This window comes from Lysobacter sp. Root983 (assembly GCF_001429345.1).
Lineage (GTDB): Bacteria > Pseudomonadota > Gammaproteobacteria > Xanthomonadales > Xanthomonadaceae > Lysobacter.
The window spans coordinates 42,454-60,873 of sequence record NZ_LMJO01000020.1; the positions used below are offsets into that span (position 1 = coordinate 42,454).

An 18,420-nucleotide genomic window follows, 5' to 3' on the forward strand; every position below is an offset into this window, starting at 1 on the left:
GTACCGATGGGCAACGACAACACCAAGGGGCATCCGCCTCTGGATCCGAAGGTCGCCGACAAGCTGCTCGACAAGCTCGGCAACGACGATCATTTCCGCGAACTGTTCGTTCAGGATCCAGCCGCCGCGCTGGGCCGGGTTGGGCTGGCGCCCGCACAGACCAAGGCCGCGCTATCGGACACGAGCTGCATGATGGTGGCGAATATCGCCCCCAAGGAAGAAATCCAGGCCTCGCGGGACGAGCTGCGCAGCTACCTGACGTCGCAGGACACCCACACGGTGGTTCACTGCTTCGAAGCGGGCAGCGTCGCGTCCAGCCTGCGCATCAAGTAAGGCGGCAAGGTCTCGCTCGCCCAGGCGCGGCGGAAGGCTTCGGCTTCCCGTCGCGCTTCGTCCGGGCGACCGAGACCGACCAGGCGTTCGGCCGCGTCCAGCGGCGCCAGGCTGGCGTCGGCCACGCTCATCGCCTGCAGGGCCTGACCGCCCAACGGTTCGATATAGGCCAGGCCGCGGTGCGCGGCCAGCCAGCGGTCCTGCTTCAGCGCTTCCTCGGCCTTGCCGGCGTCGCGCAGCGCGTCGCGCAAGGCGACGCGCAACTGGAACGGCTCGCTGCCGTCGACTTCGCGCGACAGCAGCGCGACCGCCTCGGCGGGCTTGCCGGACAGCCGCAGCTGTTCGGCCTTGGCCACGCTCAGCAACTTGATCGCGCCGGCATGGCCGGACTCCTCGGCCATTGCGCTCAACTTCGGCAGCAGGCGCTCGCCGATCGCGCGGTCGCCGCTGCGCTGGCCCAGCCGCACCGCGGCCAGGGCCATCACCAATAGATCGTCGCGGTCGGCCTGGCCGGCCGGGTTGGCGGCGTCGGCGACGATCGCATCGGCGAGCGCGGCGATCTTGGCCGGCGGCACCGATTGGGGATCGCGCAGCAGATCGGTCCAGTAGTCGGCGATCGCGAACGGATAGCGCAACAGCGGGTTGGCGTCGCGCGCGGCCGCGGCGGCGCGGTCGGCGCTGCGCTGGGCGTCGCCGAGGCGGCCTTGGTCCAGCGGAATCGAGATGCGTTCGAACTCGTTGACCAGCGCGCCCAGGCTGCGGTCGTTGGCGGGCAGCGCGGCCAGGACCTTCTCGGCCTCGGGATAGCGGCGCAGGGTCGCCAGCGCGGCGGCGTGGCGGCGGGTAGGCGGATATTGGCCGGCGGTTTCGGCCTGCTTGAAGCTTTCCAGCGCCTGCGCCGGCCGCTCCTGGGCCAGGTAGACGCGGCCCTTGAGCTCCATGGCGATGTCGCGCAGGGCGTTCTGCGGCGCGGCGAACGCCTGCGCGCCGCGCAGTGCGGCGTCGTAGCGGCCGGACGTGAAATCGAACCAGGCCAAGCGGCTCTGGCCGGCGTAGTAGTCCGGATACAGGCCGGCCAGCAGCTTCCACTTGGGCGCGGCGCGGCGCGAGGGCTGCGGGCCGAATTCGGCCGCCCAGGCGTCCAGGTACAAGGCGTCGCGCGCGGGCAGGTGCTCGCGCAGGGCCAGCGCGCGCTTGAGCGAGGGCTGGGCGGCCGCGTTGTCGGCGTTGCTCACATACACGCGCATCACGCCCATGTGGGCGAGGGCGAAGTTCGGGTCCAGCTCCAACGCGCGCTGGAAGTACTGCAGCGCTTCCGGGAACTGGCGCTTGGCGTAGGCCTTGGTGCCCAGCGCGTAGGCGCGCAGGGCGTCGAGATTCTTGGTGGTCACCTGCGGCAACGGCGCGGAGTCGTTGTCGATCGACTTCAGCGCCTCGCCCAACTTGTTGCGCAAGCTGGCGGTGACCTGATCGATCGAGGACAGCGCCGAGCCGGCGCCGACGCCGTCGACGGACTCGGCGTAGACCGTGGTCTGGGTGTGCGGATCGACCACCTCGGCGCTCACCCGCACGCGGCCGCCGACTTCGGCCACCGTCGGCAGGATCACCGCGCGCGCGCCGTCGCGCAGCGCGATCTCGGAGGCGACCGAACGATCGAGGAAGGTGTCGGACTTGCGCTGCATGCGCGCCAGGGTGTCGCGCGCCTTGAGGTCGGACAGCACGTTGACGTAGCGCGACTGCTCCAGACTGATCCGGAATGCCTGCTCCAGCGAATCGTCGAGCACGCTCTGGCCGGTGAGGTTGCGCAGGTCGCCCACCACCACCCAGTCGCGCTCGTTGAAGGCGATCGCCGGCTGCGGCTTGGTCACGAACCACACGCCCACGCCGATCGCGGCCAATACCGCGACCTCGGCCGCGAGCGCGGCCGGGCGCCGCCACAGCGGCACGTCGCGCCAGGCCTTGGGCGAGTTCGGCGGCGCGCGCAGCGGCGCGATGCCGGGCTCGCCGACTTCGTAGATCTCCTGCGAATCGGGCACGCCCTTGAAGCGCCAGCGACCGTAGGACTTCCACAACAGCTGCTGGCCGCGTTCGCCCAGCTCGCGCGCGGCGCGGTGCGCCAGCGGTTCGGCCACCGCCGACAGCAGGATCTGGCCGGGGCGCGCCATCGCCATCAGGCGCCCGGCCATGGGCTTGGCCAGGCCTTCGACTTCCAGCGGCTTGGCGCCGACCTTGACCGCCTCGTCGCTGTTGCGCCAGGTCAGCACCTCGCCCACGTGCAGGCCGGCGCGCGCGAGCAGGGTCTGCTTGCGCTCGCGTCCGATCTCGCGCAGGCCGCGCTCGTAATCCAATGCGAAACCCAGGCCGTCGATCGGGCGTTCGAACAACAGCAACAGGCCGTCGGAACGGTCGATCAGGCGACCGCGCCATTGCTGCTGCAGCTGCAGCACCAGGCGGTCGTGTTCGCGGAACAGTTCCGCCGCGGGGCCGTCGCCGAGGCGTTCGACCAGGGTGGTCGAATCGCACAGGTCGGTCAGCAGCAGGGTGCGCAGCTGCGGCGCTTCCGGGTGAGGGCGGTGGGCATCATTCATCGCGACGGCATCCTTGTTCGTTCGCGTGCGCCGGTCAGACCGGTTCCAGGGCCGCGTCTTGCCAATGCACGCGGTTGCCGCCCTTGCGTTTGGCTTGATACAGCGCTTCGTCGGCGCGCGCGTACCAGTCGTTCCAATCCGCGCGCGGGTCGACCATGCAGGCGCCGACGCTGACCGGACAGATGGTCGGCGGCGACTGCGGCATCAACATCAGGTTCTGGGTGGTGGCCACGATGAACTCGGCGAAACGCATCACGTCGTGGGCGTGCCCGGCCGAGACCAGCAGGCAGAATTCGTCGCCGCCCAGGCGGCAGGCGATGTCGTCGGGGCCGGCCACCGAACGCATGATGTTGGCCACGCTCTGCAGTACGCGATCGCCGGCCAGGTGGCCGTGGTCGTCGTTGACCTGCTTGAAGCGGTCGCAGTCCACCAGCACCAGGCCCAGGGTCTGCGGCATGCCCAGCGCGCGCGCTTCCTGCAGGTGCAGGGTGAGGCCGCGGCGGTTGTACAGGCCGGTGAGCTCGTCGGTGCGGACCAGCTCTTCGGTCTGGTTGAGTTGGTGAGTGGTCGCGTACAGGCTGTCGAGGGCGGCCTCGAGATCCTGGTTGCGACGGCGCAGGCGCCGGATCAGGCCCTGCTCGTTGAGCACCACGCGCATGATCGCGCGGCGCAGGAAATGGCAGACCAGACCGGCGTTGCGGTCGACCAGGCGCTGGAATTCCTCGTGACGCAGTTCGATCAACAGGCCGGGGCCGGCGACGATGGCGTCGGCGCTGCGCGCGTGATCGCCGATCAGCAGGCCGAGTTCGCCGAAGAATTCGCGCGGGCCGAGGCGCTTGGTGACCAGGTCGTCGCCGAAGTCGAGATCGATCGCGCCGCGCGCGACCACGAACATGGTGGTGCCCAGTTCGCCGCGACGGAACAGCACCTGGCCGGCCTCGACGTGACGCGGGCGGCCCAGTTCGGCGAACAGTTCGAATTCCGCTTGGCTAAGCGCTGCCGTCGCCGCTTCGTTAGGCGCCGGCATCGGATCCGAATTGAACTGACCGCCCGTCATGGTCGGCGCAGCACCATCGCGATTCATCCCACGACCCCCGGATCCCCGGCTCCTTCAGAGGCTGGAGAGGCAGGATAGCACCTCACCTGAACAGCAAACGTCCTGGCCAGGGGAAGTCGGTCATCGCGCGCGCCGCCGGTCGGGCGGGGCGCGGGCCACCGTGCCCATCGAGTAGACCCCGATCGCCGGACTAAGCCGGTTCCGCCGCCGCGACGCGCCCGGCCCCCTCGCCGGTCGCGCCGCGCGGCCGCATTCAGGCAGCGACCTTGTCCTGCTGGAACTGCTCTTCCTCGGTCGAGCCCTTGAGCGCGACGGTCGAGGACTGCCCGCCCTGGATGGTCTGGGTGACCGCGTCGAAATAGCCGGTACCGACCTCGCGCTGGTGCTTGACCGCGGTGAAGCCCTTTTCGACGGCGGCGAACTCGGCCTCCTGCAACTCCACGAAGGCGCTCATCTGACGACGCGCGTAGCCGTGGGCGAGGTTGAACATGCCGTAGTTCAGGCTGTGGAAGCCGGCCAGGGTGATGAACTGGAACTTGTAGCCGTAGCCGGCGATCTCCTTCTGGAACTTGGCGATCGTGGCGTCGTCCAGGTTCTTCTTCCAGTTGAAGCTGGGCGAGCAGTTGTAGGCCAGCAGCTTGCCCGGGAACTTGGCGTGGATGGCTTCGGCGAACTTGCGCGCGAACTCCAGATCCGGCTTGCCGGTCTCGCACCAGACCAGGTCGGCATAGGGCGCGTAAGCCAGGCCGCGGCTGATCGCCTGGTCCAGGCCGTTACGGGTCTTGTAGAAACCTTCGTTGGTGCGCTCGCCGGTGGTGAAGGGCTGATCGTTGGGATCGATGTCGGCGGTGAGCAGGTCGGCCGCTTCGGCGTCGGTGCGCGCCACGATCAGGGTCGGCACGCCCATCACGTCGGCGGCCAGGCGCGCGGCGACCAGCTTCTCGACCGCCTCACGGGTCGGCACCAGGACCTTGCCGCCCATATGGCCGCACTTCTTGACCGAAGCCAGCTGGTCCTCGAAATGCACGCCCGAGGCGCCGGCCTCGATCATGCCCTTCATCAGTTCGAAGGCGTTGAGCACGCCGCCGAAGCCGGCTTCGGCATCGGCCACGATCGGCTGCAGGAAGTCGATGTCGCCGGTGCCCTCCGCGCACTGGATCTGATCGGCGCGCAGCAGGGTGTTGTTGATGCGGCGCACGACCTGCGGCACCGAGTTGGCCGGGTACAGCGACTGGTCGGGATACATCTCGCCGGCGATGTTGGCGTCGGCGGCGACCTGCCAGCCCGACAGGTAGATCGCCTTGAGCCCGGCCTTGACCTGCTGCATGGCCTGGTTGCCGGTCAGCGCGCCCAGCGCGTTGACGAAGTCCTCGGTGTGGAGCGAGTTCCACAGCTTGGCGGCGCCGAGCTTGGCGATGCTGTGCTCGACCGGGACCGTGCCGCGCAGCCGCACCACGTCCTCGGCCGAATACGGCCGGGTGATGCCGGCCCAGCGCGGATTGCTGGCCCAGTCGTTGCGGAGTTGCTCGGCGGTCGGCAGGTGGCTCATGACTTCGTTCCTTGCGTATGGGTCGTGGGGTGAGGCGCGAGTAAGGGTGGGACGCGGTAGGTGGAGCTAGGCGAGGCAAGTTGCTTTCTGTGGGAGCGACGTAAGCCGCGATCGCCCTCCGGTGCAGTTGCGTCGGCGGGCGGAACTCAATCGCGGCTTACGCCGCACCCACAGACGCCGCCAAGTCGGGCAAGCGGGTCAGTCGATGCGTTGATAAGCCGGCAGGGTCAAGAACTCCTCCAGCGTGTCGGCGTGGGTGAGCTGGTCGAGCATCGCGATCGCCTCGCCCAGGCGCTGCGCGCCGGGCAGGTTCATGCGCTCGGCGAGCTTGCTGGGCAGACCGATCAGGGCGCGTTCGAGCAGGGCGAAATCGACCGGCGTGCCGTCGTCCAGATGCAGGCCGGAGGCGTGCAGCCACTGCCACAACTGGGTGCGCGCGATCTCGGCGGTGGCCGCGTCCTCCATCAGCCAATGGATCGGCACGCAGCCGTTGCCGTCCAGCCAGGCGGCCAGATAGCGCACGCAGACTTCGACGTTGCCCTCGAAGCCGGCGCGCGTGATCGTGCCCAGCGAGGGCTTGATCAGATCGTCGCGGATCACCAGCACGTCGTCGCGCAGCACGTGCTGCTGATGCGGGCCGGGCATGCGCTCGTCGAAGATGCGCATCGCCAGCGGAATCAACGCCGGATGCGCGACCCAGGTGCCGTCGTGGCCGGCGGTGACCTCGCGCAGCTTGTCGGCGCGCACCTTGGCCAGCGCGGCCTCGTTGGCGGCTTCGTCGCCACTGATCGGAATCTGCGCGGCCATGCCGCCCATCGCGTGCGCGCCGCGCTTGTGGCAGGTCTGGATCAGCAGTTCCGAATACGCGCGCAGGAACGGCTGCAGCATCGTCACCTGGCCGCGCTCGGGCAGGACCTTGTCGCGATGCGCGCGGAAGGTCTTGAGGTAGGAGAACACGTAGTCCCAGCGGCCGCAGTTGAGGCCGGCGACGCGCGTGCGCAGCGCATGCAGGATCTCGTCCATCTCGAACACCGCCGGCAGGGTCTCGATCAGCACCGTGACCTTGATCTGGCCGGCGCTCAGGCCCAGCGCCTGCTCGACGCGGTCCAGCGCCTCGTTCCACAGCTGCGCCTCTTCCATCGACTGCAGCTTGGGCAGGTAGAAATAGGGCCCGCGATCCTTCGCGGCCAGCGCCTGCGCATTGTGGAAAGCGAACAGGCCCAGGTCGAACAGGCTGGCGGAGATCGGCGCGCCGTCGACCAGCAGGTGCTTCTCGTCCAGGTGCCAGCCGCGCGGCCGCACCATCAGCACCGCCTGCTGCTCGAAGGGCTTGAGGGTGTAGTGCTTGCTGCCGTCCGGCGCCATCCAGTCCAGGGTGCCGGCCACAGCCTTCCTCAGCGCACGCTGGCCGGTCAGCAGGTTGGACCAGGTCGGCGCGGTGCTGTCCTCGAAGTCGGCCATGAAGACCTTGGCGCCCGAGTTGAGGGCGTTGATGACCATCTTCGGATCGACCGGGCCGGTGATCTCGACGCGGCGGTCCAGCAGCGCCGCCGGCAGCGGCGCGACCCGCCACTGGCCGCTGCGGATCGCGGCGGTGTCGGCACGGAAATCCGGCAGGCCGCCGGCGTCGAAGAACGCCTGGCGCTCGCGGCGCGCGGCCAGGCGGGCCTGGCGAGCCGGTTCGAAGCGGCGGTGCAGGTCGGCCAGGAAGGCTAGAGCCGCGGGCGTGAGCAGCTGCTCCTGCCCGGCCAGGCTGGCCGTCAACTCGATCCCGTGCGTCTCCTGGCGTTGCGCCATCACTGCCGACATGCCCTGCTCCTACGCCTCTAGCGTGTTTCGTTAGGGCTCCGACCATGCGCTGGCGTCTTGTATTTGACAATCAAGTTTTTTCAATGCATATCATTTGAAAAACTTATATATGTCTTCCCAGTGACCACGAAGCGTGCCGCCAGCCCCCGTTTTGCGTACAAGGGCGACCGCCTGAAGCCGCTGCGGGCGTTCTGCCAGACCGCCCGCCTGGGCTCGGTCTCACGCGCGGCTGAGGCGCTCTACCTCAGCCAGCCGGCGGTGACCCTGCAACTGCAGGCCTTGGAGCGCGATCTGGGGGTGCGCCTGCTCGAGCGCAGCGGCCGCCGGCTCAGCCTGACCCGCGAGGGCCAGGAGCTGTACGAACTCGCGCGCCCGCTGGTCGAGGGCCTGGACGGCCTGGACGGGGCGTTTCGCGAGCGCGTGCGCGGGCTGGACGGCGGCGAGCTCAACGTCGCCGCCGGCAGCTCGACCATCCTGTACCTGCTGCCCAGGATCGTCGAAGCCTTCCGCGCCGCCCATCCGGACGTGCGCCTGAGCCTGCACAACGTCACCGGCGCCGGCGGTCTGGACCTGCTGCGCTCGGACGCGGTCGATCTGGCGGTGGGCTCGATGCTGGACGTGCCCGGCGACCTCAGCTACGCCCCGGTCTACCGCTTCGAGCCCATGCTGATCACCCCGCGCGACCACCCGCTCGCGCTCAAGCCCGACCTCAGCCTGCAGGACCTCTCGCCCTACGGCCTGATCCTGCCGCCGCAGCGCCTGACCACCTACCGCATGGTCGACCTGGTGTTCCAGCAGAACCGGGTGCCGTACACGGTCGCGCTGGAAGTCGGCGGTTGGGAGGTGATCAAGCAGTACGTGGCGATGGGCCTGGGCATCAGCATCGTCACCGCGATCTGCCTGACCGACGCTGACCGCTCGCGCCTGAGCGCGCGCTCGCTGGCCGACTACTTCCCCTCGCGCAGCTACGGCGTGGTGGTGCGCAAGGGCAAATACCTATCGCCGCAGGCGCGCGCGTTCACCGAATTGATCCAGCCGGATCTGTTTTTCCGCGGCGATTACTACGCGACGGGGCAGTCGGATCGTTGAGGGCCCCGGGCCGCGCACGCGGTTGCGGCATCGCGACGATGCGGTTCGCCTGCGGCTCACCGCATCCTACGGTCGAGGCGAATAGCGCTGGCGTTCGAGCCGCGCTCTAAAGTCAGCGGGCCCCGCCTTCGCGGGGATGACGGGCAACAGTGAGCGCAAGAACGACAGCGACAGCACGATGCGGGGGAACAAGAGGCAAAGGCGCTAGCGCGGCCGCCGCGACCTGCGAAACCGCTTCGGCAAAAACGCCACCGCCGCCGCCAGTTCCACGAACGCCATCGCGTAGCGCACCGGCGCCACCAGTAAGGCCTTGCCCAAGGCCGCCGCCTGGCCTTCGCGCGACACCACGGCCAACACCAGCGCCGTGGCCAGAATTTCCGCCGCCACCACCCCGCCCAACCACCACCAGCGCCCGCTGAAAGCCAGCCACAGCAGCAGCAGCGGATACGCCAGGCGCTCGGCCGCCATCAGAAACAGCGCCCAGCCGATCGGCCGCCCGTACTCGTGGGTAAGGCGCTCGCCGAACGGCTGCCGATACGCCTCGCGCACCCGCCGCTGCTCGGTCGCCACGCGTGGGCGCGGGCGCAGCCAGCGCCGCCAGGCCTTGAACGGCGTCAGCAACAGCCCGTTGAACTCGCGACAGCCGCGCAGGAACGCGGCGGCCTGGCGGAAGCTCTGCCGCGGCAGACGATCCAGCGGCGGCTGCTCGGTATGCGCCAGCGCGCCGAACAACTGCACGTTGCGATAGCCCTCCTGCGCCAGCGCCAGGGCGATGAACACATCCTCCGCGCCGTCGAGCTGATCGCCATGGACCGGCTCGTAGCGATCGAACAGATCCTTGATGTAGCGCCGGCGATAGGCGATCGCATTGCCGCGCGGCACCACCACGCCGCCGAACAGCGCCATCTGGCCGCGGTTGATGAAACACTGCTGCAGCAGACAACTGGTTTCGCGATGGACGTCGCCCAGCCATTGCAGACCGCGCCGCAACCGGCCGCGACGCGTGCGCGGATCGCGATAAGCCTCGCCGTGCAGCCAACGCTGGAACGCCGGCGAACGCTCCAGCGCGCGCCGGTGCTCGCCGCGCATCGGCTGCACCACGCCGCAGACGCTGGCGATACCGACGCCTTCGTAGAGCTCGCGCACGCAGCGCTCGATGTAGTCCGCCGAATGCAGCAGAGTGTCGCCGTCGAGCACGAACTCGACATCGGCGTCGGATTCGCGCGCCTGGCGCTTGATCGTGGGCCCGCGTCCGATCGACCACATGCGTTCGATCACGCGCAGGGACAAACCGTTGGCGGCGGCGAACTCGCGGGCGATCGCGGCGGTGCCGTCGCGCTCGATGCCGCCGTCGTCGACCAGTACCACGCTGCGCGGTTGCAGGGTCTGGGCCAGCAGGGCCGCCAGGCAATGGGCGATGTCGTGCTGCTGCAGGCGCGCGGGAATCACCACGTCGACCACCGCCTGACGCCAGTCTTCCACCGGCGTGGGTACGGTCTCTTCGGCGCCGCGCCACAGCCCGACCGCACTAAGCAGACCGTTGGGGCTAAGCGCGAACCAAGGCAAGGCGGGCACCGGCCACCTCCCGCACGCGGACGCGGACCGCGCCCGACAACTCCGCATGCGCGGCGATCGTGGCCTCCGCCACTCCCCCTAGCGACATCCTGCCCGGCACGACCGACCTCCTGCCTGATCGGGAACCCGCGCCACCCCCCGCGACGCGCAGCCCCGTAACGAAGCTACACGTAAAACGCGGGCGAAACTGGCCGCCGATCGGGCCTGGGTGTCGCGCCGGATCGCCGGCTCGACCAGTCGTGTGCAGTTTTAGCGCAGCGAGTGCGCTTACGGCGTGCCGTGGTGCTTGCCCTGCCAGGGCCGGTACCAGGCCCGGATCCGCGCCAGATCGGCGTTCATGTCCTCGCCCAGCCAGAACGGCTCGCCGATGCCGATGACCTTGTCGGGGTAATGAAAATACGCCGGCAGCACCGGCACATCGGCGGCCTTGGCGATCTTCCAGAAGCCCGCCTTCCAGCGGTCCACCGGCTTGCGCGTGCCCTCCGGCGCCAGCCCGAACCAGAACCGCTCGGCGTTGCGGATCATCGCCGCAGCCTGTTCGACCACGCCGTGGGCGGCGCTGCGGTCGACCGGGATCACGCCCAGGTAGCGCAGCAGCGCACCCAGCAGCGGCACCTTGAACAGCGAATCCTTGCCCAGGATCTTGATGTCCAGCCCCATCGCGGCCTTGGCCGCGAAGCCCCAGACGCCGTCCCAGTTGGAAGAATGCGGCGCGCCGATCAACACCAGCTTGGGAATGTCGGGGAAAGCCCCGACCATGCGCCAGCCGCCCAGCCGCAGCACGCTGCGGCCGATCCAGCGGGTCAGGCGGTTGGAGCGCACCCGCGGTGCGTTCGGCGGCAGCGGCAGCACTACGTCGTCGGCGGTCGTCGGCATGCGGTCTCCGTCAGTCCCAATCGCGCGTGGCGCGGCCGCGCTTGACCGTGCTGCGCTCGCGCTTGGCCCCCAGCCGGCGTTCTTTCGAGGCGCGGCTGGGGCGGGTGGCGATGCGCGGCTTGGGCGCGTGCAGGCCGCTTTCGATGAAGGCGGCCAGGCGCTCGCGGGCATCGTCGCGGTTGCGCTCCTGGGTGCGGAAACGCTGCGCGCTGATCACCAGCACGCCGTCGCCGGTCACGCGGCGGTCGCGCTTGGCGAGCAGGCGTTCGCGCACCGGCTCGGGCAGCGACGGCGACTGCGCCACGTCGAAGCGCAGCTCCACCGCGGTCGCGACCTTGTTGACGTTTTGCCCGCCGGGCCCGGTCGAACGCACGAAGCGCTCGACCAGTTCCTGCTCGGGTATGGTGATTTCAGGATCGGCCATTGCGTCCCTCCGGCCCCGATTGTAGACGGGAGCGATGATAGTGCGGGCCTGTGGCCGGACGTTGACGCCGCCTGCACCCGCCGCCGACCATGCGGTTCCCATCAAGGAGGATCGTCCCCGATGAAGTCCTATGCCCTCGCCCTGGCCCTGATGCTGGCCTCGCCGCTGGCCGCCCTGGCCGCGCCGCCCAGCGACGCCCAAGTGTCGCGCCTGCTCGAGGTCATGCGCGCGCGCCAGACCGTGGAGACCATGCTGCCGCAGATCGAAGCCTCGCAGCAGCAGATGGCCGAACAGATGATGGCCGGCCGCGAGATCACGCCCGCCGAACGCGAGCGCTTGAACAGCGTGATCGCCCGTTCCAGCGCGCAGCTGCGCAAGGGCCTGTCCTGGGACAAGCTGGAACCGATTTACCGCGACATCTACCGCGACACCTTCGACGGCCAGGACACCGACGCCCTGATCGCGTTCTACGCCAGCCCGACCGGCCAGCGCCTGCTCGACAAGATGCCGGTGCTGATGCAGAACACCATGAACGCGATGCAGAAACTGGTGGTGCCGATGATGCAGGAACTGCAGCAGGACATCGAAGCCGAAGCGCGCAACGACGCGGTCAAGCGCAAGAGCGCCGGCGCCGAAACCAAGTAAGCCCGGCCCGCGTCGCGCCCGCCCTCATCCGGCCGGCGCGGCCTGCTCGAACAGCGCCAGCGCCTTGGCCAGCTCGCGGTCCGGCGGCGCGGTGGCGACGATGCGCGCGCCGCTGACCGGATGCAGGAAAGCCAGGCGCTGCGCATGCAGCAGCATGCGATGGATGCCCATCATGCGGAAGGCGCGGTTGTGGCGGCCGTCGCCGTGGCTGGTGTCGCCGATCAGGTGATGCGAGACGTGCTTGAGATGACGCCGGATCTGGCGAAAGCGCCCGGTCTCCGGCTGCGCCAGCAGCAGCGCGTAGCGCGAGGTCTCGAAACCGCCGGACGGATGCGCGAGCTCGCAGCTGCCCAGGCGCCGGAAGCGCGTGATCGCGGGCTTCTTCTGCGGCTTGCCCGGCCCGCCGTCCAGCGCGTAGTCGATGGTGAACGCGTCCTCCGGCCAGCCGCGGCAGACCGCCAGGTAGTCCTTCTCGAACTCGCGCGACATCAGCACCTTGCCCAGCGCCGAGGCCACCTCGCGCTCGAACGCCAGCAGCAGGCAGCCGCTGGTGGCGCGGTCCAGGCGGTGGACCAGGAACACCGGCCGCCCGAACTGCTGGCGCAGGCGGTCGGCGACGAAATCGGTCTCGCCGCGCGCCAGCGCGCTGTCGTGCACCATCAGCCCCGCCGGCTTGTCGATGATCGCCAGGCTGTCGTCGGCGTACAGCACCGGCAGTTCGGCGGGCGCCTCCAGGGAACTGTAGGTTTCGGACATGCTCTATGGCACAGGCGGTAGGGAGCTCGGCGGGTATTTTCGTCTATAGCAGCTCCAGCCACACGCTTTCCCCCGGCATCACTCCAGGACACCCCATGCGATCGTTCCCGCAGCCTTACCGACCGGCCTGGTCTCACCTGGCCTCGGCCCTGACCCTGGCCTGGGCGCTGGCCCTGCCCGCGCGGGCGGCCGAGCCCTCGCTCGCGCCACCCAAGGGCGTCGCCGCCGGCCCCTGCGTGGAAGGCATCTGCGAGTACACCCTGGGCAACGGCCTGCGCGTGCTGCTGTTCCCGGACGCCAGCAAACCCACGGTGACGGTCAACCTGACCTACCAGGTCGGCTCCATGCACGAGAACTACGGCGAGACCGGCATGGCCCACCTGCTGGAGCACCTGCTGTTCAAGGGCACGCCGACCCACAGCGACATCCCGGCCGAGATGAAGAAGCGCGGCATCGGCTTCAACGGCACCACCAACGTCGACCGCACCAACTATTACGCCTCGTTCCCGGCCAACGACGACACCCTGCGCTGGCTGCTGGGCATGGAAGCCGACCGCATGGTCAATTCCAACGTCGCCAAGAAGGATCTCGACAGCGAGATGACCGTGGTCCGCAACGAGATGGAGAAGAACGAGAACAGCCCCAACGGCGTGCTCGCCCAGCGCGTGCGATCCACCGCGTATCTCTGGCACAACTACGGCCACAGCACGATCGGCGCGCGCAGCGATGTCGAAGGCGTGCCGATCGAACGCCTGCAGGCCTTCTACAAAAGCTGGTACCGCCCCGATAACGCGACCCTGATCGTGGCCGGCCGCATCGACCCGGCCAAGACCTTGAACGAGATCGCGCAGGCCTTCGCGCCGGTCGCGCGGCCCAAGACCGGCTTGCGCGCGTTCTACACCGCCGACCCCACCCAGGACGGCGAGCGCAGCGTGACGGTGCGCCGCAGCGGCGATATCCAGTTGGTGATGGCGGCCTACCACGTGCCCGCCGAAACCCACCCCGACAGCGCCGCGCTGGGCCTGCTCGCCAATATTCTGGATTACGTGCCGGGCGGTCGCCTGCACAAGCAACTGGTCGAAACCAAGCTGGCCGCGGGCGCCAGCGCGGGCGCCGACAGCCTGCGCGATCCGGGCCTGATGACGGCGATGATCGGGCTGCCGCGCGACGGCGATGCGGCCAAGGCCGAGGCCGCGCTGCTGACGCAGCTGGAAAACATCGCCGCCACGCCGATCACCCAAGCCGAGCTCGACGCCGCCAAGCAACGCATCCGCAACGGTTACGAACTGGGCTACACCAACGTCAACGCGGTCGCGCTGGGCCTGTCGGAGGCGATCGCGGCCGGCGACTGGCGCCTGTACTTCCTGCGTCGCGACGCGTTCGAGAAAGTCGGCCTGGACGACGTCAACCGCGTCGCGCGCGACTACCTCAAACCCAGCAACCGCACCCTGGGCCGCTTCGTGCCCACCGACCGCGCCGATCGCGCCGAGATCGCCGCCGCGCCCGCGGCCGCGACCGTGCTGCAGGGCTACACCGGCAAGGCCGCGGTGGCCGCGGGCGAACAGTTCGATCCCACGCCGGCCAACATCCAGGCGCGCACCGAAACCTTCACCCTCGGCGACGGCCTGCGCGTGGCCCTGCTGCCGAAGAAGACCCGCGGCGAAACCGTGGTGTTGAGCGCGCGCTTCCGCTTCGGCGACGCGGACTCGCTCAAGGGCCGCGCGGCCGCCGGCAACGTCGCCGGCTCGCTGATCATGCGCGGCGCCGCCGGGCTCAGCCGCGAGCAGATCGACCAGCGCTTCGAAGCCCTGAAGACCGAGGCCGGCATCGGCGGCGGCCTGCAGAGCGCGAGCATCGGCATGACCACGCGCCGCGCCCAGCTCGCCGAGGCGCTGGCGCTGGCGGTGCAGATCCTGCGCAAGCCCGAGTACCCGCAAAGCGAGTTCGAGCAGTTCCGACTGCAGGCGATCACCGGGTTGGAGGCCGCGCGCAAGGAGCCCAGCACCATCGCCGGCATGGCCATGTCGCAGTACTTCGATCCCTGGCCGGAAGGCCACCCGCTGCGCTGGCGCAGCCTGGATCAGTCGATCGCCGACCTGAAGGCGCTCAAGGTCGAGGACCTGCGCGCCTTCCATCGCGATTTCTACGGCAGCGCCGAAGGCGAGATCAGCGTGGTCGGCGATTTCGATCCGGTCGCGCTCAAAGCGCAGTTGCAGAGTCTGTTCCTGGATTGGCGCACGCCGCACGCGTACGCGCCCATCCCCACCCACTACAACGCGCTCGCCGCGCGACGCGAGCGCTTCGAGACCCCCGACAAGGCCAACGGCGTGCTGCTCGCGCGCGGCAACCTCTCGCTCAACGACCGCGATCCCGACTATCCGGCCCTGATGGTCGCCAATTACATCTTCGGCGGCGGCGGCAAGTCGCGTCTGTACGATCGCATCCGCCAGAAGGACGGACTCAGCTACGGTGTGGGCAGCAACCTCGACGCCGACGCCAGCCGGGTCGGCCGCGACGACGCCGGCAGCCTGCTGATCCAGGCCATCGCCGCGCCGCAGAACCTGGACAAGACCGAGGCGGCGATGCGCGAGGAGTACGCGCGCTGGATCCGCGACGGCGTCGGCGCCGACGAGCTGCGCGACGCGGTCGCCGGCCTGTTGACCCAGCGCGCGCAGGGACGCGAATCCGACGGCGCGATCGCCGGCATCCTGGCCAGTAATCTGTCCCTGGATCGCGACATGGGATTTCAGGCGGGCATCGACGCGCGCTTGAAGGCGCTGACGCCGGACGAGGTGAATGCGGCGATCCGCAAGCATTTCAAGCCGGAGATGCTCAGCGTGTATATGGCGGGGGATTTCGATGCGGCGGCGAAGCCGGCGGCGGCGGCGGCGGTAGCGAAGCCTTGACCGGCGCTCGCAAGTAAGCGCAAAAGCAAATCCCCCCTAGCCCCCCTTTTGCAAAGGGGGGAACGGCAAGAGCCGTGCGCTTCGCTCGTCTTCCCCCTTTGTAAAAGGGGGATTGAGGGGGATTTGCTTTCCGCCCGGACCGCGTAGCGCCTAAGCGCTACGCCGCGGCCACGCCGCCAGCAGCGCCCACAAACCGCCGATGCCGGCGATCCACGACGAGGCCGGGATCGACCAGAAGCGCGGGCCGCCGGCCTCCAGGCCGTACAGCACCGCCGCCACGATCAACAGGCCGGTGCCCAGGATCGCCGCGACCGTGCGCCGCTGCGCGTCCTTCACCGTGCGCGTGAGTTCGGCCAGGTCCTGCGAACGCATGCGCAGCTCGTGGCCGCCGCTGACCTGCTGGGTCAGCCAGGCGTGCAGCAGGCGCGGCATCTCCGGCGCGTGCGTGACCAGCTCGGGCAGGCGCTTGCGGAATTCCGCGGCCAGGCGCTGCGGGCTGTAGCGTTCGACCAGGATGCGTTGCAGCACCGGCCGCGCCACCGCCCAGATATCGAGCTTGGGATCGAGCAGGCGGCCCACGCCTTCGATGTTGAGCAGGGTCTTCTGCAGCAGGATCAGCTGCGGCTGCAGGGTCAGCTCGTAGCGCTGCGCGGTGCGGAACAGTTTGACCAGCACCTCGGCCAGCGAGATTTCGCTGAGCGGGCGGGTGAAATAGGGCTCGCAGACCGCGCGCGTGGCCGCTTCGAGTTCGTCGATGCGGATATGCGCGGGCATCCAGCCGGCCTGCACGTGCAGCTCGGCGATGCGGCGGTAGTCGCGGTTGAAGATCGCCATGAAGTTCTCGGCGAGGTAGTACTGATCCTCGTCGGACAGCTGGCCCATGATGCCGAAGTCCAGGGCGATGAAGCGCGGGTTGCTCTTGCGCTTGGGATCGCTGTCGACCCAGATGTTGCCGGCGTGGGCGTCGGCATGGAAGAAGTTGTCGCGGAACACCTGGGTGTAGAACACCCGCACGCCCTTGGCCGCCAGCGCGCTGCGGTCGATGCCGGCGGCGTCCAGCGCGGCGATGTCGTCGGACGGAATGCCGTACACGCGTTCCAGGGTCAGGGCGCGCTCGGCGGTATGCGACCAGATCACCTCGGGCACGTAGAGGTCTTCGCTGTCCTTCCAGAACCGGCGCAGCACGCTGGCGTTGGCGCCCTCGCGTTGCAGGTCCAGCTCGGCGGCCAGGGTGCTCTCGATCTCGGCCACGATCTCGCGCGGACGGATCTTGTCGGCGCTGGGATGGGCGCGGTCGACCACGCTGGCGATGGTCTTGAGCAGGGCGATGTCGCCGGCGATCTGCTTCTCGATGTTGGGGCGCAGCACCTTGACCACGACCTCGCGGCCGCCGGGCAGGATCGCCGCGTGCACCTGGGCGATCGAGGCCGAGGCCAGCGGGGTGGTGTCGAAGGCATCGAAGGCCTCGGCGATGCCGCGCTCCAGGGCGGTCTCGACGATCGCGCGCGCGGCCTCGCCATCGAAGGGTTTGACCCGGTCCTGCAGCAGCGCCAGTTCGATCGCCACGTCCGGCGGCACCAGGTCGCGACGGGTGGACAGGATCTGGCCGAATTTGACGAAGATCGGGCCCAACTCCTGCAGCACCAGACGCAGACGCGCGCCGCGCGACATCGCCGCGATCTCGGCCGAGGCGCGCGGCACGAACGGACGCGCGAGCTTGAGCCAGCGCTCGGCCGGGGTGCCGTCGAGCAGGTCGTCGAGCCGGTAACGCAGCAAGACCCGGCCGATGCGCCAGGCGCGCAGCGCCGACTTCATGCGTCGCTCCGTGCGGCGATGCGCTCGCGCAGGCGCGCGACGCGTACGCTCGCGCGCTCGACGCCGTCGCGCACCGCGTCGACGTCGTCGTGGAAGGCGTTGAGTTCGTCGCGCGCGACCACGTCGCGGGATTCCTCGGTGACGAATTCGGCTGCGTTCTGGGCGAAGGCACCGGCCGCGCCACGTGCGTGGCGCAGCCCGCCGGCGATCGCGTTGGCGATCTGCACGCCCATCACGTCGCCGAACGCGCCGGTCAGCGAGCCCTGCCAATCCGGATCGAAGCGCTCGGCCAGGCGCTGCAGGCGGCGGGCGAGATCGGCATCGCCCTCGATGCGCAGCTTGCCGACCGGCGGAGCGTCGTCGTTGCGCAGGAACGGCAGTTGCGAGACCAGGCCCGCTAGGGTGCTGCGCACCGACAGATCGGGTTCGACCGCGGCCTCGACCGGGCCTACCCGCAGGCGGTCGCCTTCGACGCGTACCTGCACCGCCAGCGGCGGCGCGGCCACATGCAGGGCGACGCGACGGCCGTCCAGCGCGCGCAGCGCGTCGCGCGTATCGGGGTCCAGCGCCAGCGCGCGATTGAGCGCGGCTTCCAGCGCGCCGCCTGCGTAGGTCTTCAGTATGGACGGGAACAAGCTATCGGCGGAGGTGTTCATGCCGTCATTGTAGCCCCCGGCCCGGCGGGCCCGAGACGGCGGCGTCCCGGCCCGTGGGCGGGCCGGGACGGGCATGTTCAGCGCCGGCCGATCGGCGGGCTCAGACCTTGCGACCGCGCAGCAGCGAGATGATGGCCAGGATCACGAAGACGACGAACAGGATCCAGGCGATGTTGGTGGCGGCGCCGGCGATGCCGCTGAAGCCCAGGACCGCGGCGACGATGGCGATGATGAAGAAGATGACGGCGTAACTGAGCATGGAGATCTCCTAAGGAGGCCCTGCATCAGGCAGGACCGAGGGTGTGCCCCGATCCTGCTGAGTCGCCGGTGCTCAGGCGGTGA

General features: G+C 69.4%; 15 protein-coding genes. 4 read left to right on the forward strand and 11 right to left on the reverse strand.

Features of this window, described 5'->3' with window-relative positions; all coding sequences use genetic code 11:
* Positions 1-6: 6 nt before the first annotated feature.
* Positions 7-333, forward strand: a complete 327-nt coding sequence (locus tag ASE43_RS20045; protein WP_056176927.1) for an NHLP-related RiPP peptide — start codon at positions 7-9, stop codon at positions 331-333.
* Here ASE43_RS20045 and ASE43_RS20050 read toward each other — a convergent pair.
* From ASE43_RS20050 to aceB, 4 genes are all read right to left on the reverse strand, one after another.
* Positions 285-2,921, reverse strand: coding sequence for a putative peptide modification system cyclase (locus ASE43_RS20050; RefSeq protein WP_057161702.1), 2,637 nt, complete (start codon positions 2,919-2,921; stop codon positions 285-287). The genes ASE43_RS20045 and ASE43_RS20050 overlap by 49 nt on opposite strands.
* A 34-nt stretch (positions 2,922-2,955) precedes the next feature.
* A complete protein-coding gene (locus ASE43_RS20055; RefSeq protein WP_235568840.1) occupies positions 2,956-3,948 on the reverse strand; it encodes a GGDEF domain-containing protein in 993 nt (330 codons plus the stop codon).
* Between the two features lie 283 nt (positions 3,949-4,231).
* Positions 4,232-5,527 carry an isocitrate lyase gene (aceA, locus tag ASE43_RS20060; protein WP_057161704.1) on the reverse strand — a complete coding sequence of 432 codons (1,296 nt, stop codon included), beginning with the start codon at positions 5,525-5,527 and terminating at the stop codon, positions 4,232-4,234.
* Positions 5,528-5,725: 198 nt separating this feature from the next.
* On the reverse strand, positions 5,726-7,336 hold the full coding sequence (gene aceB, locus ASE43_RS20065; RefSeq protein ID WP_057161705.1) for a malate synthase A: 1,611 nt from the start codon (positions 7,334-7,336) through the stop codon (positions 5,726-5,728).
* A gap of 120 nt (positions 7,337-7,456) precedes the next feature.
* On the opposite strand from aceB, the gene ASE43_RS20070 reads away from it, so the two are divergent.
* The gene (locus ASE43_RS20070; RefSeq protein WP_056176942.1) at positions 7,457-8,425 is read left to right on the forward strand and encodes a LysR family transcriptional regulator; all 969 of its coding nucleotides are present in this window, start codon (positions 7,457-7,459) and stop codon (positions 8,423-8,425) included.
* A 204-nt stretch (positions 8,426-8,629) separates the two neighbouring features.
* Here ASE43_RS20070 and ASE43_RS20075 read toward each other — a convergent pair whose 3' ends face one another.
* The 3 genes from ASE43_RS20075 to arfB all read right to left on the reverse strand — a co-directional run bounded on the left by ASE43_RS20075 (position 8,630) and on the right by arfB (position 11,300).
* Positions 8,630-10,000, reverse strand: coding sequence for a glycosyltransferase (locus ASE43_RS20075; protein ID WP_162258819.1), 1,371 nt, complete (start codon positions 9,998-10,000; stop codon positions 8,630-8,632).
* Positions 10,001-10,267: 267 nt separating this feature from the next.
* A complete protein-coding gene (locus tag ASE43_RS20080; protein WP_056176948.1) occupies positions 10,268-10,876 on the reverse strand; it encodes a lysophospholipid acyltransferase family protein in 609 nt (202 codons plus the stop codon).
* A gap of 10 nt (positions 10,877-10,886) precedes the next feature.
* On the reverse strand, positions 10,887-11,300 hold the full coding sequence (arfB, locus tag ASE43_RS20085) for an alternative ribosome rescue aminoacyl-tRNA hydrolase ArfB (RefSeq protein ID WP_056176951.1): 414 nt from the start codon (positions 11,298-11,300) through the stop codon (positions 10,887-10,889).
* A gap of 120 nt (positions 11,301-11,420) precedes the next feature.
* Here arfB and ASE43_RS20090 point away from each other — a divergent pair, with 120 nt between their 5' ends.
* Complete coding sequence (locus ASE43_RS20090) at positions 11,421-11,945, forward strand: DUF2059 domain-containing protein (RefSeq protein WP_057161707.1); 525 nt, start codon at positions 11,421-11,423, stop codon at positions 11,943-11,945.
* A gap of 24 nt (positions 11,946-11,969) precedes the next feature.
* On the opposite strand, the gene ASE43_RS20095 is transcribed toward ASE43_RS20090, so the two are convergent.
* Positions 11,970-12,701, reverse strand: coding sequence for a pseudouridine synthase (locus ASE43_RS20095; protein WP_056176956.1), 732 nt, complete (start codon positions 12,699-12,701; stop codon positions 11,970-11,972).
* Between the two features lie 95 nt (positions 12,702-12,796).
* On the opposite strand from ASE43_RS20095, the gene ASE43_RS20100 reads away from it, so the two are divergent.
* Positions 12,797-15,607, forward strand: coding sequence for a pitrilysin family protein (locus ASE43_RS20100; RefSeq protein WP_057161708.1), 2,811 nt, complete (start codon positions 12,797-12,799; stop codon positions 15,605-15,607).
* Positions 15,608-15,757: 150 nt separating this feature from the next.
* Here ASE43_RS20100 and ubiB read toward each other — a convergent pair whose 3' ends face one another.
* The 3 genes from ubiB to ASE43_RS21435 form a co-directional block, all read right to left on the reverse strand.
* Complete coding sequence (gene ubiB / locus ASE43_RS20105) at positions 15,758-17,422, reverse strand: ubiquinone biosynthesis regulatory protein kinase UbiB (protein WP_057161709.1); 1,665 nt, start codon at positions 17,420-17,422, stop codon at positions 15,758-15,760.
* A complete protein-coding gene (locus ASE43_RS20110) occupies positions 17,419-18,078 on the reverse strand; it encodes an SCP2 sterol-binding domain-containing protein (protein WP_057161710.1) in 660 nt (219 codons plus the stop codon). The genes ubiB and ASE43_RS20110 overlap by 4 nt, the downstream gene beginning before the upstream one ends.
* Positions 18,079-18,178: 100 nt before the next feature.
* A complete protein-coding gene (locus tag ASE43_RS21435) occupies positions 18,179-18,337 on the reverse strand; it encodes a DUF1328 domain-containing protein (protein WP_082576384.1) in 159 nt (52 codons plus the stop codon).
* Positions 18,338-18,420: the final 83 nt, after the last annotated feature.

Coding starts and splice junctions, on each gene's coding strand:
- ASE43_RS20045 (WP_056176927.1), top strand. CDS start 7: ATGGGCAACGACAACACCAAGGGGCATCCGCCTCTGGATCCGAAGGTC.
- ASE43_RS20050 (WP_057161702.1), bottom strand. CDS start 2,921: ATGAATGATGCCCACCGCCCTCACCCGGAAGCGCCGCAGCTGCGCACC.
- ASE43_RS20055 (WP_235568840.1), bottom strand. CDS start 3,948: ATGCCGGCGCCTAACGAAGCGGCGACGGCAGCGCTTAGCCAAGCGGAA.
- aceA (WP_057161704.1), bottom strand. CDS start 5,527: ATGAGCCACCTGCCGACCGCCGAGCAACTCCGCAACGACTGGGCCAGC.
- aceB (WP_057161705.1), bottom strand. CDS start 7,336: ATGTCGGCAGTGATGGCGCAACGCCAGGAGACGCACGGGATCGAGTTG.
- ASE43_RS20080 (WP_056176948.1), bottom strand. CDS start 10,876: ATGCCGACGACCGCCGACGACGTAGTGCTGCCGCTGCCGCCGAACGCA.
- arfB (WP_056176951.1), bottom strand. CDS start 11,300: ATGGCCGATCCTGAAATCACCATACCCGAGCAGGAACTGGTCGAGCGC.
- ASE43_RS20090 (WP_057161707.1), top strand. CDS start 11,421: ATGAAGTCCTATGCCCTCGCCCTGGCCCTGATGCTGGCCTCGCCGCTG.
- ASE43_RS20095 (WP_056176956.1), bottom strand. CDS start 12,701: ATGTCCGAAACCTACAGTTCCCTGGAGGCGCCCGCCGAACTGCCGGTG.
- ASE43_RS20100 (WP_057161708.1), top strand. CDS start 12,797: ATGCGATCGTTCCCGCAGCCTTACCGACCGGCCTGGTCTCACCTGGCC.
- ubiB (WP_057161709.1), bottom strand. CDS start 17,422: ATGAAGTCGGCGCTGCGCGCCTGGCGCATCGGCCGGGTCTTGCTGCGT.
- ASE43_RS20110 (WP_057161710.1), bottom strand. CDS start 18,078: ATGAACACCTCCGCCGATAGCTTGTTCCCGTCCATACTGAAGACCTAC.
- ASE43_RS21435 (WP_082576384.1), bottom strand. CDS start 18,337: ATGCTCAGTTACGCCGTCATCTTCTTCATCATCGCCATCGTCGCCGCG.